Source organism: Brevibacterium linens (assembly GCF_003999335.1).
Lineage (GTDB): Bacteria > Actinomycetota > Actinomycetes > Actinomycetales > Brevibacteriaceae > Brevibacterium > Brevibacterium linens.
In genome coordinates this window covers 1,101,184-1,114,648 of record NZ_CP026734.1, presented here as the reverse complement: position 1 = coordinate 1,114,648, position 13,465 = coordinate 1,101,184, and the positions used below count along the sequence as shown (strand labels likewise).

General features: G+C 64.9%; 14 protein-coding genes and 1 tRNA gene. 4 read left to right on the top strand and 11 right to left on the bottom strand.

The features are described 5' to 3' along the window. Window positions 1-121 precede the first annotated feature (121 nt). Window positions 122-922: a glycerophosphodiester phosphodiesterase gene (locus CXR29_RS04805; RefSeq protein ID WP_127364046.1), complete on the bottom strand. Its 801-nt coding sequence runs from the start codon at window positions 920-922 to the stop codon at window positions 122-124. 238 nt (window positions 923-1,160) lie between these two features. Between CXR29_RS04805 and CXR29_RS04800 the strand changes: the two genes are divergently transcribed. Then, window positions 1,161-1,691 carry a hypothetical protein gene (locus CXR29_RS04800; protein ID WP_127364045.1) on the top strand — a complete coding sequence of 177 codons (531 nt, stop codon included), beginning with the start codon at window positions 1,161-1,163 and terminating at the stop codon, window positions 1,689-1,691. Here the strand turns inward: CXR29_RS04800 and CXR29_RS04795 are convergent. Both CXR29_RS04795 and CXR29_RS04790 read right to left on the bottom strand, forming a co-directional pair. Beyond that, window positions 1,606-2,136, bottom strand: coding sequence for a DnaJ family domain-containing protein (locus tag CXR29_RS04795; RefSeq protein WP_127364044.1), 531 nt, complete (start codon window positions 2,134-2,136; stop codon window positions 1,606-1,608). The two genes, CXR29_RS04800 and CXR29_RS04795, sit on opposite strands and share 86 nt — an antisense overlap. 137 nt (window positions 2,137-2,273) lie before the next feature. Next, window positions 2,274-2,355, bottom strand: a tRNA-Tyr gene (locus tag CXR29_RS04790). A gap of 160 nt (window positions 2,356-2,515) precedes the next feature. Here CXR29_RS04790 and CXR29_RS17260 point away from each other — a divergent pair. Further along, window positions 2,516-3,007, top strand: coding sequence for a YajQ family cyclic di-GMP-binding protein (locus CXR29_RS17260; RefSeq protein WP_101555985.1), 492 nt, complete (start codon window positions 2,516-2,518; stop codon window positions 3,005-3,007). 95 nt (window positions 3,008-3,102) lie between these two features. Here the strand turns inward: CXR29_RS17260 and CXR29_RS04780 are convergent, their stop codons facing one another. Together CXR29_RS04780 and CXR29_RS04775 are read right to left on the bottom strand one after the other, a co-directional pair. Further along, complete coding sequence (locus CXR29_RS04780) at window positions 3,103-4,029, bottom strand: GTP pyrophosphokinase (protein ID WP_101555975.1); 927 nt, start codon at window positions 4,027-4,029, stop codon at window positions 3,103-3,105. 335 nt (window positions 4,030-4,364) lie between these two features. Beyond that, window positions 4,365-5,783: an FAD-dependent oxidoreductase gene (locus tag CXR29_RS04775; protein WP_101555974.1), complete on the bottom strand. Its 1,419-nt coding sequence runs from the start codon at window positions 5,781-5,783 to the stop codon at window positions 4,365-4,367. Window positions 5,784-5,962: 179 nt separating this feature from the next. On the opposite strand from CXR29_RS04775, the gene rarD reads away from it, so the two are divergent. Further along, entirely contained in the window at window positions 5,963-6,874 is a 912-nt protein-coding gene (gene rarD, locus CXR29_RS04770) for an EamA family transporter RarD (RefSeq protein ID WP_127364042.1), read from the top strand. 156 nt (window positions 6,875-7,030) lie between these two features. Here the strand turns inward: rarD and CXR29_RS04765 are convergent, their stop codons facing one another. The 4 genes from CXR29_RS04765 to CXR29_RS04750 all read right to left on the bottom strand — a co-directional run bounded on the left by CXR29_RS04765 (window position 7,031) and on the right by CXR29_RS04750 (window position 11,305). Further along, the gene (locus CXR29_RS04765) at window positions 7,031-8,098 is read right to left on the bottom strand and encodes a permease (protein WP_127364041.1); all 1,068 of its coding nucleotides are present in this window, start codon (window positions 8,096-8,098) and stop codon (window positions 7,031-7,033) included. Window positions 8,099-8,167: 69 nt separating this feature from the next. Beyond that, on the bottom strand, window positions 8,168-9,178 hold the full coding sequence (locus CXR29_RS04760) for a polyprenyl synthetase family protein (RefSeq protein WP_127365268.1): 1,011 nt from the start codon (window positions 9,176-9,178) through the stop codon (window positions 8,168-8,170). 94 nt (window positions 9,179-9,272) lie between these two features. Further along, window positions 9,273-10,574 (bottom strand): geranylgeranyl reductase family protein, encoded by a 1,302-nt coding sequence (locus CXR29_RS04755; protein ID WP_127364040.1) that lies wholly within the window; start codon window positions 10,572-10,574, stop codon window positions 9,273-9,275. 2 nt (window positions 10,575-10,576) lie between these two features. After that, entirely contained in the window at window positions 10,577-11,305 is a 729-nt protein-coding gene (locus CXR29_RS04750; RefSeq protein WP_101555987.1) for a demethylmenaquinone methyltransferase, read from the bottom strand. Window positions 11,306-11,387: 82 nt separating this feature from the next. Here CXR29_RS04750 and CXR29_RS04745 point away from each other — a divergent pair, with 82 nt between their 5' ends. Next, a complete protein-coding gene (locus tag CXR29_RS04745) occupies window positions 11,388-12,752 on the top strand; it encodes an isochorismate synthase (RefSeq protein WP_127364039.1) in 1,365 nt (454 codons plus the stop codon). Window positions 12,753-12,863: 111 nt separating this feature from the next. Here the strand turns inward: CXR29_RS04745 and CXR29_RS04740 are convergent, their stop codons facing one another. Next, window positions 12,864-13,118: a Txe/YoeB family addiction module toxin gene (locus CXR29_RS04740; RefSeq protein WP_101555967.1), complete on the bottom strand. Its 255-nt coding sequence runs from the start codon at window positions 13,116-13,118 to the stop codon at window positions 12,864-12,866. Then, complete coding sequence (locus CXR29_RS04735; RefSeq protein WP_101555966.1) at window positions 13,119-13,379, bottom strand: type II toxin-antitoxin system Phd/YefM family antitoxin; 261 nt, start codon at window positions 13,377-13,379, stop codon at window positions 13,119-13,121. Window positions 13,380-13,465: the final 86 nt, after the last annotated feature.

Here is a 13,465-nt window from a genome sequence, read left to right as displayed (position 1 = left end):
TTACACGGGTTCGCTCGCTCTGGGCAAATCGGGTGTCAGTGACGTCACTCACACGGCCCGCGATCTCCAGCCAAACCTCACACAGAGCTCCAGCCTGAACCGCCCTCACCAGTAAAAACACTCATTCCAGGGGGTCGAATCGCCCCGCAAGGTATCCCTGCAGGCGACCGGGATGGTTCGTGATGATCCCGTCGACCTCGGCCCCGAGGAGCTCCCTCCATTCGTTCATCTCGTCGGCAGTCCAGACGAAGACACCGAAGTCGTTGTCCATAATCTCGGTGACGACGGATTTGCGCATGGAGAACCCTTTGTACGAAGGGTTGATCGCCACCGCCCCGAGATCGCGAGCGATCTCGATGTCCTCGGGTTTCGGAACCATGCGCAGGAGGAAGCGAGCCACCATCGGCAGCATGTCCCGACAGGTCTCAAGTGTTTCGAGATTGAACGACTGGACGACCATCCGGTCGGCAATCCCGGTCTCCACCACCAGCTCCGAGATCCTCGCCACCGCACCCGATGACCACTCTCCTTTGAGCTCGAGCAGCAACTCACCGCCTTGGTGCTGGATATCTCGCATCACGGCCGACAAAGTCGGGATGCGGACTCCATAGAAGCCCGGCCCCATCCACGAGCCGGCGTCGACGAACGACAGCTCTTCGGCGGTGAGATTGACCACGGGCCCCTTTCGGTTCGTGGTTCGGTCCAGGTCCGGGTCGTGGAGGATGACGGGGACGCCATCGGCGCTGGTCGAGGTGTCGACCTCGATGAGATCGACACCGAGGGCGCGTGCGGCATCGACCGCGGCCAGGCTGTTCTCGGGAACCACGGCGGAATAGCCGCGGTGGGCGATCACCAGTGGGCGGCTGCCGGATCCCGGGCGTTCGACGATGCCCCGCTCGTGGAGGAACTGCTGAAAACTCATGGCTTCAGCCTATGCCCTGAGAGCACAAAGTCGCATGACAGGCGGTCGCACTTCCACGGGCCAGCCGCGGAGGCGATGCCGCCGTCGAGCGGAACGCACCGCGGACGCGTCGCGGATGATGGGAACTCACCTCACTTTCGACACAGGCACGACTGCAGCGGATATCTTGTGAGGTACCTCAGTTCCTAAATGCGAAGGTTCACCATGGAAGCTAAAGATCGGCGTAGTCCCTGAAACGGTGGTCGACGACTCACTGCGGCTTCAGGCATACACCTTCCTCGTTGCACCTCTGCTCTTCCACATGGGCTCGCTGATCCCGCTGCGAGTGATGCTCAAGCCGAGCCCATCCATCGTCCTGCTCACCGGAATCCAGCTGCTGTGGCAGCCGATGCCCGATCCCGGCAGCGGAGCCTGGTGGCTGACCTGTCCGGTCTTCGTCATCGCCGTCCTGCTCGTCGTGTGGGCGATCTCGACGATCACTAAACGTTGGCAGAGCCCGCGCCCGGTCCTCTCCCCGAGGTGGCCCACCGATACCGTCACCGTCACCGCCGTCGCCCTCTTCGTCGTCCAGTCCCTGGCGATCTCGAGCTACGGACTCAACCTGCCGATGGCCATCCTCGGCCTGGTGTGCACCACGATCGCCGTCAACCTCGCCGAAGACAGCGCCACCGCTCGTTCCCGCATCAGCGTCGGAAACGATGCCACCATCGCCGAGGGGAAGCCGCCGACGCCTGATTGGCGGGCTGGTCCCCCGGCTCCGCCTCGGTGACGGAGTCGTTCTTCATCGCATTCCGACGCCGCCGCCATGCGGCGACCTCCTTCTCCACGCCGCGGGGCGGAGTGAACACGGGCGGGCCCTCGCGCAGATCCATCACGGCCTCGCGGACTCGGGCGTTGAAGCCGGCGAGGTAGTCGCGGACGTCAGATTCTTCGGTGAAGGCGTCGACGGTGTCCTCGAGGACGGCGTTCTCCTTGCGCAGCTGGAAGGCGGCCGGGGCGACACCGTTGATGCCCTCGGAATCCAACTTCTGCTTGATCCACCAGTCAGGATCGGATGAGCCGTGCAGACCGGTCAGCGGTTTGCCGCGGCCCGGCAGATCGTCGAAGTCCCCGCGCTTGATGGCTCGGTCGAGAGCGGATTCAACGACAGCGTTGCGGTCCTCGAGCGAATTCAAACGCCGAGGCGGCTGCGCATCGTCCGTGTCATCGCTCATCGGTTCGGCCCTCCCCGGCGGAGCATTTCCGCTTTGTCCTCACACGGTAGGCGTCGGTCGGGCGCCTGGGCAAGGGAACGGGTGGAAAATGAGAGAAGCTCCGTGACCTCTCGGTCACGGAGCTTCTCCGTTCTGCGTGGCAGATATAGGATTCGAACCTATGAAGGCAATGCCGGCTGATTTACAGTCAGCTCCCTTTGGCCGCTCGGGCAATCTGCCGCAGGTGGCGCTCGATGAGCACCTGAAAAGAATACAAGGCTCGGACCCGAATCTCCAACTCGATAGACGCAGATCACAGTTCGCAGCCTCGGCTAGACTCGGACCCAACAGCCGAGCCCGTTTCCATCGGGCACCACCGATCGCAGACAAAGGAGCATTCATGGCCAGCGAATCCTCATTCGACATCGTCAGCAAGGTCGACCGCCAGGAAGCCGACAACGCCCTCAACCAGGCGGCGAAGGAGATCAACTCTCGCTATGACTTCCGCGGCACCGATGCGTCGATCGCCTGGAGCGGCGAAGCCGTGCAGATGAAAGCCAACAGCGAGGACCGCGTCAAGGCCATCCTCGACGTCTTCCAATCGAAGCTGGTCAAGCGCGGAATCTCGCTGAAGTCCCTCGAGGACGGCGACCCCTACCCCTCGGGCAAGGAATACCGCATTGATGCCTCGATCAAGGAGGGCATCGACAAGGACAACGCAAAGAAGATCTCAAAGATCATCCGTGACGAAGGCCCAAAGGGCGTCAAGGCGCAGATCCAGGGCGACGAGCTGCGCGTGAGCTCGAAGAAGCGCGACGACCTGCAGGAAGTCATCGCCTTGCTCAAAGGCCAGGACCTCGAGGTCGACCTGCAGTTCACGAACTACCGCTGATTGCCAGCGCACCACACCGGCCCGATCCGCGCTGCTGAGTGCGGACCGGGCCGGTGTCGTATTCGCCCGTAACGCTGTGACCCGCAAGAGGCCGGTCAGTGTTCGGGGAGTTCGAGCGGGATGTAGTACAGACCCTTCGAGTCCTCTTCGACGCTGGCCCGGAGGCGATCGCCGAGGTGGATGAAATCATTGACCTTGATGGTGCCCTTCTGGCCGCTGAGGCGACGGATGGCGAAGGCGGGGATGAGGCCCTGGCGTCCCGAGCCGTCGACGGCGAGCGCGTATTTCGGGCCGGTCGCGCGGACCCGGACATCGATTCCCGTGTCCTGTTCCCGCAGTTCGTCGAGTTCGACGACGGGTTCCGGATTCGTCAGCGCGGTGAGCTCGACGGCGAGGGTATCGGCCATGTCATCGACGGTCGCGAGCATGTTCGCCATGGCACGGGCGAATTCGCCGTGGAGCTTGCTCGGCTTCATCGCAGCGCCGGGTTTGTACATGTCCTCATGGGTCAGTTCGCTCCAGGCGTCCTGGAGCCGGGTCTTGACCTGAATCTCGGCGAAGACGGGCGGCCCTTGGTCAGACGGGATGCGCAGGATGACGTGGCACGCACGGTAGCCGCTGGCCTTCGGCGGGTCCGTGTAGTCTTTCCACTCGATGAGTTCGAACGCGCCAAGCTGATCGGGATCGCGCAGCGCGGCGAACATCATCGACTGATCACGCGGTGATTTGCACAGCACCTTGACGCCGACGATGTCGCGGATCTGGTCTTCGACATCCTCGGCGGAGGTGATCGTCAGATCTGGATCGTCGTCGGTCTTCTCCGTCAGCTTCGCCAGGGTCCGTGCCGCGTCCTTGATCCGATGACCATCGACGTCGAGGCGGGAGATGTCCTTGTCCTTGAGCAGGCCCTTCTGCTGTTCGGTCAGCCAGTGTTTGATCCGCACCGCCGCCGTCTGCCAGGCGTTGAGCCGTTCGACATAGGCACGTTCGACGATCGTTTTGAGCTGCGATTCGTTTCTCACGCGGTCTCCCCTGCCGGCCTTCAGCGCAATGGTCCACGCTCGCTGGTGCGACTTGGTGTGCGCTGGCGTGGTCTGGACGTCTCCGACTCTACGCGGTGGAAGCATCAGGCACCGGCAGCGACTCGTCTCCCCGTTGCAACGGGAAGAGAAGGCACTGCCGGTGCCAGATGGCCCCAGGAGTGGAGGAAGTAAGGCTAAGCGGAGGGTAAGGCACGAACGGTGCAGGATGCCTAAGCCCTGGGAGGTGCCACGGTCGTGCGTGGTGCTCGAACGGCGCGGGAGGCCTCAGCTATGTGTGACACTCCGACGGCGCGAAGAGCGCCCGGTGGCATACCTCAGCTGCCTGCAGACGGCTGGCCGACGGATTCGGCGGTGACGTGTCCGCGCGCCTCGGCGAGCATCGCCTCACGGGTGGCGAGCTTGATCCGCTCACGTCCCTCGACCTCGCCGGCAGCCTTCTCAGCGGACTCGACGCGGTGGTAGCCCTCCCAATCGGCGTAGTCGACGCCCTTGGATTCGAGGAGTTCGATGATGGCCGATTCGTCCGGGTACACCGGATCGGTGAGCGCACCGGCGGCACGGTCGTCGAGGATGTGGCCGATGGTCTCGAGCGCATCGCCCTTCGTGTGGCCGATGAGGCCGACGGGTCCGCGCTTGATCCACCCGGTGGTGTAGACGCCCTGAACGACGTCGGCGTCGGCGGCCGTGGTCTGATCGTCGGAGTCGACGACGCGACCCTCGTGGTTCGGGATCACACGCTTGCGATCGTCGAAAGGCAGCTGCGGCAGTCGCGTGCCCGCGTAACCGACGGCCCGGTAAACGGCGTCGAGCTCCCAATCATGGAAGCTTCCGGTGCCGTTGACTCCGCCGTTCCCGTCGAGTTCCATCCGCTCCGTGCGCAGCGCCGTCACCTGGTCCTCGCCGAGGATGGCGACCGGTGCGTGCAGGAAGTGCAGGTGGAGGCGGCGCTTGGCTCCGGTGGGTTCGCGCATGGTGAAGTCCGTGAGGGTCTTCGCGACCTGTTTGGTCTGGTTGCTCGACTCGATCGCCTGCATCGACCCTTCGTCGAACTCGAAGTCCTCCGGGTAGACGATGAGGTCGACGTCCTTGACTGCGCCGAGTTCACGCAGCTCCAGCGGGGTGAATTTCGCCTGGGCCGGGCCGCGACGGCCGAAGATGTGGACATCGGTGACCTTCGAGGACTTCAGCCCCTCGTACACGTGATCGGGGATCTCCGTGGTGTGCATATCGTCGGCCTGCTTCGCGAGCACGCGGGCGACGTCGAGGGCGACATTGCCGTTGCCGATGACGGCGACGCGCTCGGCATCCAGCGGCCAGGACTGCGAGACGTCGGGGTGCGAGTCGTACCAGTTGACGAAGTCCGCGGCCCCGTAGGATCCGGGCAGATCGATGCCGGGCAGATCAAGGGCGGCATCGACGAAGCAGCCGGTGGAGAAGATCACCGCATCATAGCGGTCGGTGAGCTCTTCGAGGTGGAGGTCGACTCCGTACTCGACATTGGAGAACAGACGGATGTCGCCTCGGTCGAGGACCTTGATCAGGGCGTTGATGATGCCCTTGATCCGCGGGTGGTCGGGAGCAACTCCGTAGCGGACGAGCCCGAAGGGAGTCGGCAGACGATCGAAGAGATCGATGCTCAGATCGAAGTCACGCTCCGCCTTTGTCATGAGATCGGCCGCGTAGATCCCAGCAGGACCGGCGCCGACGATGGCCACCCGGAAGGGACGAGTCATTCTCACACCTCTCTGTTCAGTCCCACCGAGTCTATCGTCAATGTAGGTCATCCTTACAATGACGTGACCAAACTCGCATCACCGCCGCCTGGTCAGCAGACTGCATCCCTCGCCGCCCTGCCATCTCACGGGCGGTCCCGCCGGCTCCCCCGAGCCCAGCCCTCAATAGACTGAAACATGTGAGCCAGAACCCTGCCCCCGAAGAGAGCGCAATCCGCCGTGCCGGCCTGATCAACGGATTCTCCGCCTACCTGCTGTGGGGCGTGATGCCGCTGCTCTTCGCCGCCGCAGCCCCCACCGGCGCCCTCGAACTCGTCTCCCATCGAGTCATCTGGTCGCTGGTCTTCTGCGCCATCCTCCTCGTCTTCACCGGCGGCTTCCTGCGCACCTGGCAGATTCTGCGCTCACCGCGCCTCTTCGGCCTGCTGCTTCTGGCCTCGGTGCTCATCGCCATCAACTGGACGACATTCATCTACGGGGTCGAAACCAACCAACTCGTCGAGATCTCACTCGGCTACTACCTCAACCCGCTCATCTCCATCGGCCTGGGCGTGATCTTCCTGGGCGAGAAGCTGCGGCCCCTGCAGTGGACTGCGGTGGGCTTCGGTCTGCTCGCGGTCATCATCGTCGGCATCGGCCTCGGCCGAGTCCCCCACCTCGCCTTCACCGTCGCCCTGTCCTTCGGCCTCTACGGACTGGTGAAGAACAAGGTCGGCAGCCGAGTCGGCGCCCTCGAAGGCATGACCGTCGAAAGCCTCGTCCTCGCCGTACCCTCGGCGATCTACCTCATCGTCCTCGGATCACTGGGGCTGCAGACGTTCACCGGCTTCGGCGGCTGGCACGTCTTCGTCATCATCATCACCGGCCCGGCCACCGCGATCCCGCTCATCCTCTTCAGCGCCGCCGCCCGCCGCATCCCCCTGTCCTGGGTCGGCATGCTCCAGTACCTCACCCCGACCATCCAATTCACCCTCGGCGTCACGGTGCTCGGGGAGATGATGTCGACGACTCGTTGGATCGGCTTCTTCGTCATCTGGATCGCCGTGATCCTGCTGTGCACGGACATGATCCGCCACAGCCGACGCCGCTGACCGGGAACGAAACCCCCGGCACCTCCCTATTACTACCTGACGGCGGCTGAGCAACCTCGCGCGAGGTTGCTCAGCCGCCGTCAGGTAGTAGTTGGGGTAAGGGCTAGGATTACCCGCACCCTCGCCGAGGCGGATCCGCGGTCCGCGGTCAGCAGGTCAGCTGAGCAGGGCCAGCGCTCCCCCGGCCAGTACCGCGGCGACCGCGACGGTCGCACCCATTGCTGCCGTCGTCTTCCACCCCATCGCCTTGCCGACCATGACCATCGACGGAATGCTCAGCGCCGGCAGCGCGATGAGCAGTGCACCCGTGACACCGGCTCCGACTCCGAGTGGCACGAGGGTGAGGATGATCGGAATCTCTCCACCGGTGGGAATGACCAATAGGGTTGCCACAACCGCCACAATGAGGACGGCACCGGCACCCAACTGGGCTTCGAGCCCGAAGACCCCGGTCAGCCACGGTGCGATGAGTCCGATGACGAACACGAGCGCAAGGTGTTCGGGCACGAGGATGAGCGTGAACCTGGCCACGGACCGCAGATAGCGCATGGGCAGAGACGACAGACGCGCCGAGGCGGCGTCGGGCTCGGGTGCCACCTCGGCGGGACCGCTCACCCACCGTCCGATGAGAGCAGCCGCACCGACCGCGACGAGGAGCGCGAAGACGATGCGCACGGCCATGTACTGCCACGGCAGGACGAGGGCCAAGAAGATGAGGACTGCGGGGTTGAGCAGCGGATTGCCCACCCAATAGGCAAGAGCGGCCGACCGCCGCACGCCCGAATCCCGCAGACCTGCGGCCACCGGCGCCGCACAGCAGGTGCACATCATCGACGGCATCGACAAGACGGCACCGACGAGGGACTGACCGGTGTGGCTGCGACGGTTGAGCAGCCTCAGCAGCCAGTCACGCGGCACCAGTGCGTCGATGGCCGCCGCGACGAGCAGTGCCACCAGCAGCGCTTTCCACACGGCGGTGAAGTACACGAGCGTGAAGTCCCACGCGCCCGACAGCGACACCGTGTCCCCGGCGGCATCGAACAGCGGGGTACCGTCCCACAGGGACGTCCGGCTCATCGTCCACGCTTTGTCCCAGTACGGCAGCCATTTCGACCAGCTCAGGCCCACCACGAGCAGCAGTGCGAGCACACCCAGTCCGATCCAGTCGGCGGCGCCGAGCCTCTGCGGAGTCCGAATCGGTGCCGAAGCCTGGGTGTGCGTCATCGCGGTAGGTCCTTTGCGCTCATTCCGAAACGGCGGTGAATCAGGAGAGAGATGGCAGAGGGAACGAGATCAGGAGCTGCGGGAGACGACGGAATCGGCGAAGGCGAACAGCGCCTCCTTCACCCGGCCGTCGGGCAGCGGTGCCAACGCGGCCTTGGACTCCTCGGCCCAGCGGGCCGCCTCGGTGCGGGCCCGCTCGGTCACGGGATGGGCGGCCAGTGCTGCACGCGCAGCTTCCAGGGCCTCATCGGAATCGAGGTCGGCGTCGAGCAGTCGGACCACCTCGGCGGCGGACTCATCACCCTCAGCCGCGGCGGCACGCACATAGAGCACGGGCAGGGTGGGAACGCGTTCGCGCAGATCCGTGCCCGGGGTCTTGCCCGACTCGGAGGATGTCGTGGTCAGGTCGATGATGTCATCGGCGAGCTGGAAGGCCACGCCGACGCGTTCGCCGAAGACCCGGACGGGTTCGGCCAGCGCCTCATCGGCTCCGGAGAACATGACGCCGAAGCGCGCCGAGGTCGCGATGAGCGATCCGGTCTTGTCGGCGAGCACCTGGATGTAGTGCTCGATCTCGTCGGCGTCCTCCGGCGGGCCGGCGAATTCGTTGAGCTGACCGAGGACGAGACGCTCGAATGTCTCCGCTTGGATGCGCACGGCTTCGGGGCCGAGGTTCGCGGTGACGCCGGAGGCCTTGGAGAAGAGCAGATCGCCGGTGAGGATCGCCACCGAATTGCCCCACACCTCGTGGGCGGCCGGTGCTCCGCGGCGCACGTGCGCGTCGTCCATGACGTCGTCGTGGTACAGCGATGCGAGATGGATGAGTTCGACCGCGACGGCCGCGTCGATGATGTCGTCGTTGTTCGCATCGCCGAGACGGGCGGTGAGCAGCACCAGGTTCGGACGGGCGCGTTTTCCGCCGGCGGCCAGCAGATGCTTCGATGTCTCGTCGGGCAGTCTCCGTGTCTGTTCGGTGACCTCGTAGAGACGGGCCTCCACGGTTTCCAACTGGGTCGAGATCTCTGCCGCGAGCTGGGCGTCGTCACCGGTGAAGGTGGCCGGAGAGGCTAGGTGGCTCATGTCCTCGTCATTCGTCGTAGTCGTTCTCGGCATGCCGTTGTCACAGCCCTTGCGCTCAGAGTTCTTCACTGTGGTCTCACCGTGGTCCGTGCGCTCAGACATTGCTGGTGGCCGGGACGATTCGGGTCAGGGCGGAGATCACCCTGTCGATGAGATCGGCCTCGGAGACCTTCGGGTCGCGGTAGAGGTTCGCCAACAATTTGACGACGAACTCCATCACAACGTCAACACCCATACCGTACTTGATTCCGAACTGCATGAGCGCAGGATGGCCGATGATCGAGGCGAAAACCCGGCCCAGGGTGAAGTATCCGCCCAGGGAGTCCCCCAGCAGCGACGGGTACTCCTCGAGACGACGCCGCATCAGGGCCTGCGGGTAACGGGAGTAGGTGGAGATCACCTCGGCGGCGATGCGTGCTGACTCCAGGGCGTAATCGATGCCTTCACCATTGAACGGATTGACCATTCCGCCCGAGTCACCGACGAGCAGCAGACCGCGGTGGAAGTGCGGTGTGCGGTTGAAGGCCATCGGCAGGGCCGCGGACTTGATCGGCGCCAGGGACGTGGTTTCGTCGATGCCCCACTCGTGCCCCATGTCAGCGATCCACCGGTTCATCATTCCGCGCAGATCCACGGACTTGAACTGCGGTGAGGAGTCGAGCAGTCCGGCACCGATGTTCACGGTGCCGTCGCCGAGGGGGAAGATCCACCCGTATCCGGGCAGGGTCTCGGATTCCCCGGCCGCATTCGTCGACCGCATCTCCACCCAGGATTCGATGTAGTCATCGGCGTGCCGCGGCGTCGTGTGATAGGCGCGGGCGGCGATTCCCATCGGGCGATCGTCGCGCTTCTCCAGTCCCATCGAGACGGCCAGCCGGGAGGAGACTCCGTCTGCGGCTATGACGATCGGTGCCCGGAAGTGGGCTTCGGGCCCGACACGGCGGCCTCGGTGATCGGTGCCGGAGGCGTGGATGCCGCGGATCCACCCGTCCTCGCCGACGTCCGGCGACATGGCGCGAACCTGTTCGAAGAGCCGTGCCCCGCTGCGCTGAGCGTGGCGGGCGAAGGCTTCGTCCATGCTCATGCGCGGGCGGGTCACCCCATAGTTCGGAGTGCCGTCGATGTCGGGCCAGTCGAGTTCGAGACGGTGGCCGCCGCCGATGAGTCGCAGGCCCTTGTTCCTGTGCCACCCATCGGCTTCCGGCAGCTCCATTCCGAGGTAGCCGGCCTCTTTGACCGCACGCGGGGTCAGCGCGTCGCCGCAGATCTTGTCGCGCGGGAAACCGGACTTCTCCAGGATGATGACCTCGTGCCCGGCCTGGGCGAGGTAGGCGCCGATCGCGGAGCCGGCCGGGCCGGCACCGACGACGACGACTTCGGCATCGAACTCATTCATCGTCAAGGCTGGGCCGGCTCCGCGGTGTCGGCCGCCTCGGCGGGTTTGAGAGCGTGGTGGACGGCGACGATTCCGCCGGTGAGATTGCGGTACTTCACCTGGTCGAAGCCGGCGTCGAGGATCTGGTGGGCGAAGGCGTCCTGGTTCGGCCATTCACGGATCGACTCGGCGAGGTAGACATAGGCTTCCGGGTTCGAGGACACGGCACGGGCCAAGGGCGGCAGGGCTCTCATCAAGTACTCCTTGTACACGAGGCTGAAAGCGTCGAGTGTCGGAGTGGAGAATTCGCAGATGACGAGGCGTCCGCCGGGTTTGAGCACGCGCAGCATCTCGGTCAGAGCCTGATCGACGTCGTTGACGTTGCGGATGCCGAAGGAGATCGTGACGACGTCGAAGCTCGAATCGGCGAAGGGCAGGTCCATCGCATCGGCGTAGATGAAGTCGATCTGCGGGTGCCGGCGGCGGCCCTCGGCGAGCATACCGGTGGAGATGTCCCCGGCCACCACTTCGGCGCCGTGGTGGGTGAACGTCATCGAAGAGGTGCCGGTGCCGGCCGCCAGATCGAGCACGCGCTCACCGGGTCCGGCGGCCACGGAATGGGCGACGGTGCGCCTCCAGACGCGGGCGAGTCCGAAGGACAGGACGTCGTTCGTCAGGTCGTATCGGGAGGCGACATCATCGAACATCGACGCGACGTCGGCGGGCTGTTTGTCCAGCTTGGCACGGTTCATGAGCATATTCTCTCAACACCTCAACCAGGAGGGCGAATCCGGATGCCTGACAGGGTTGATACTGAACTAGAATCGGGGTGACATGACTTTGACTTTCGGCACTTCCGACATCCTCTCCGCCCCTCCGCGTCTGCGCGTGCGGTCCCGTTTCGTCGACGACGTCGATCCCGGGCCCGGCTTCCCCTTCGAGTCGGGTCTGCCCACGACCGTGGAGCAGACGCTCGAGCTGCTGCCGACCGACGGCTTCTCCTGTTGGGTCCGAGACACCTCCGGTCTCATCGGCTTCGGCCGCACCCTGCGCATCCGTGCTCGCGGTCGGCAGCGGTTCACCGAGCTCTCGGATGCGTGGAAGGCCATCACCGAGGCGGCCCAGATCGAGGATGAGGTCGATCTGCTCGGATCCGGGCTCATGTGCTTTGCCACGGTCGCGTATTCGGGCGAATCTGAGGTCGATTCGATCATCCACGTCCCCGAGTTCGTTCTCGGCCGCCGCGGCGGTCGCGTGTGGCTGACCTCGATCTCGACGGCCGAGGTGCCGCCGCTGCCTCCGGTGCTGCAGGCCGAACCGCTGCAGCGGGTGCAGTCGGCCCGCGCCGAAGCCGGGCACCTCGGTCCCGAGAAGTGGGCTCGGCTCGTCGAGCAGGTCGCCGGCATGCTCACCCCGATCGACACCTCCGCAGAAGTGGATGCATTTGCGGAGGATCCGACTCTGCGTAAGATCGTCCTCGCCCGCGACGAGGTCGTCACCACCGATGAGGACATCGACGTGCGTGCGGTGCTCGGCGCGCTCAACCGCAGCTACCCGAGCTGCTGGACCTTCGACATCGCCGGTCTCATCGGGTCGACCCCGGAACTGCTCATCGGGGTCGAGAACGGCAGAGTCACCTCACGTGTGCTCGCCGGGACCTACCGAGTGGAGAAAGACCCGATGGAGGAGATGCCTGCGGCCCGGAGGCTGCTGAGCGCGCACAAGGACAGCACCGAGCATGCCTTCGCCATCGCCTCGCTGCAGCGCAGCCTCGGTTCGGTCGCCGAGGATGTCACCGTCGATGAGCGCCCCCACCTGCTGCCCTTGGCCAATGTCATCCATTCGGCGTCGGACGCGCAGGCGAACCTGTCCCCCGAGTCCGGACTCACCGCCCTCGACGTCGCCGCAGCGGTCCACCCGACCGCGGCCGTCGGCGGGTACCCGCAGGCGAGCGCGGTGGCGCATGTCGATGAGCTCGAACCCCTCGACCGCGGCCGTTACTCCGGTCCCGTCGGGTGGATGGACGCGCGCGGCAACGGCCAGTTCGGCATCGCACTGCGCTGCGGTCAGCTCGAGGACCGCAATCGGATCCGGCTGTATGCCGGGGCCGGAATCATGCCGGATTCGGATCCCGCCACCGAGGTGGCCGAGACGGATGCGAAGCTCAAGCCGATGCGCCGTGCGCTCGGTTTGGATTGACGGTACCGATCGTCATCGGAACTCCCCGACGTTGTCCCGCGCCCACTCGGCGAAGGTGAGCGTCGGGCAGCCCACGAGGCGGGCCGTGTGCCCACACGGAAGGCCATTGACTCAGCAGTGGTAGCGGGCCTGAAGAATCACGAGGTCGTCGTCGACGACGAGATAGACCAGTCGGTGCTCATCGGTGATGCGCCGCGACCACGAGCCCTGGGCTCCGTACTTCAGCTGTTCGGGCTTGCCGATCCCCGAGAACGGTTCACGCAGGCAGGCGTCGATGAGCGTATTGATGCGCTTCAGTATCTTCCGATCGGCAGTCTGCCAGTGTTTGCAGTCCTCCCAGGCCGCCTCGTCCCAGACCAGACGCACTCAGGCTTCCTCATCCGCGCGATCAAGGTCGTGGAACTCGACCTTCCCGCCGCGGGCACGGTCATAGGCATCGAGCAGACGGCGCGCGTTGGCCGGCGACCGGAACAGGTAGGCAGTCTCCTGCCATGCAGCGTAATCGTCAGCCGACATCAGGACAGCATTGCCCCTGCGAGAGACGATCTCGACGGCATCACGGTCTTCATTCACTCGCTCAATGAGCGGGAACAAGGTCTTGCGAGCCTCGCTTGCGCTGATGGACATGATGAGAACCTCCACATACGAACGAGTGGTACATGTTTATGGTACCACCAACCGCAATGATCGGTCACAGGAACTACCCAGCGATA

Coding starts and splice junctions, on each gene's coding strand:
- CXR29_RS04805 (WP_127364046.1), bottom strand. CDS start 922: ATGAGTTTTCAGCAGTTCCTCCACGAGCGGGGCATCGTCGAACGCCCG.
- CXR29_RS04795 (WP_127364044.1), bottom strand. CDS start 2,136: ATGAGCGATGACACGGACGATGCGCAGCCGCCTCGGCGTTTGAATTCG.
- CXR29_RS17260 (WP_101555985.1), top strand. CDS start 2,516: ATGGCCAGCGAATCCTCATTCGACATCGTCAGCAAGGTCGACCGCCAG.
- CXR29_RS04775 (WP_101555974.1), bottom strand. CDS start 5,783: ATGACTCGTCCCTTCCGGGTGGCCATCGTCGGCGCCGGTCCTGCTGGG.
- CXR29_RS04765 (WP_127364041.1), bottom strand. CDS start 8,098: ATGACGCACACCCAGGCTTCGGCACCGATTCGGACTCCGCAGAGGCTC.
- CXR29_RS04760 (WP_127365268.1), bottom strand. CDS start 9,178: ATGAGCCACCTAGCCTCTCCGGCCACCTTCACCGGTGACGACGCCCAG.
- CXR29_RS04755 (WP_127364040.1), bottom strand. CDS start 10,574: ATGAATGAGTTCGATGCCGAAGTCGTCGTCGTCGGTGCCGGCCCGGCC.
- CXR29_RS04750 (WP_101555987.1), bottom strand. CDS start 11,305: ATGAACCGTGCCAAGCTGGACAAACAGCCCGCCGACGTCGCGTCGATG.
- CXR29_RS04745 (WP_127364039.1), top strand. CDS start 11,388: ATGACTTTGACTTTCGGCACTTCCGACATCCTCTCCGCCCCTCCGCGT.
- CXR29_RS04735 (WP_101555966.1), bottom strand. CDS start 13,379: ATGTCCATCAGCGCAAGCGAGGCTCGCAAGACCTTGTTCCCGCTCATT.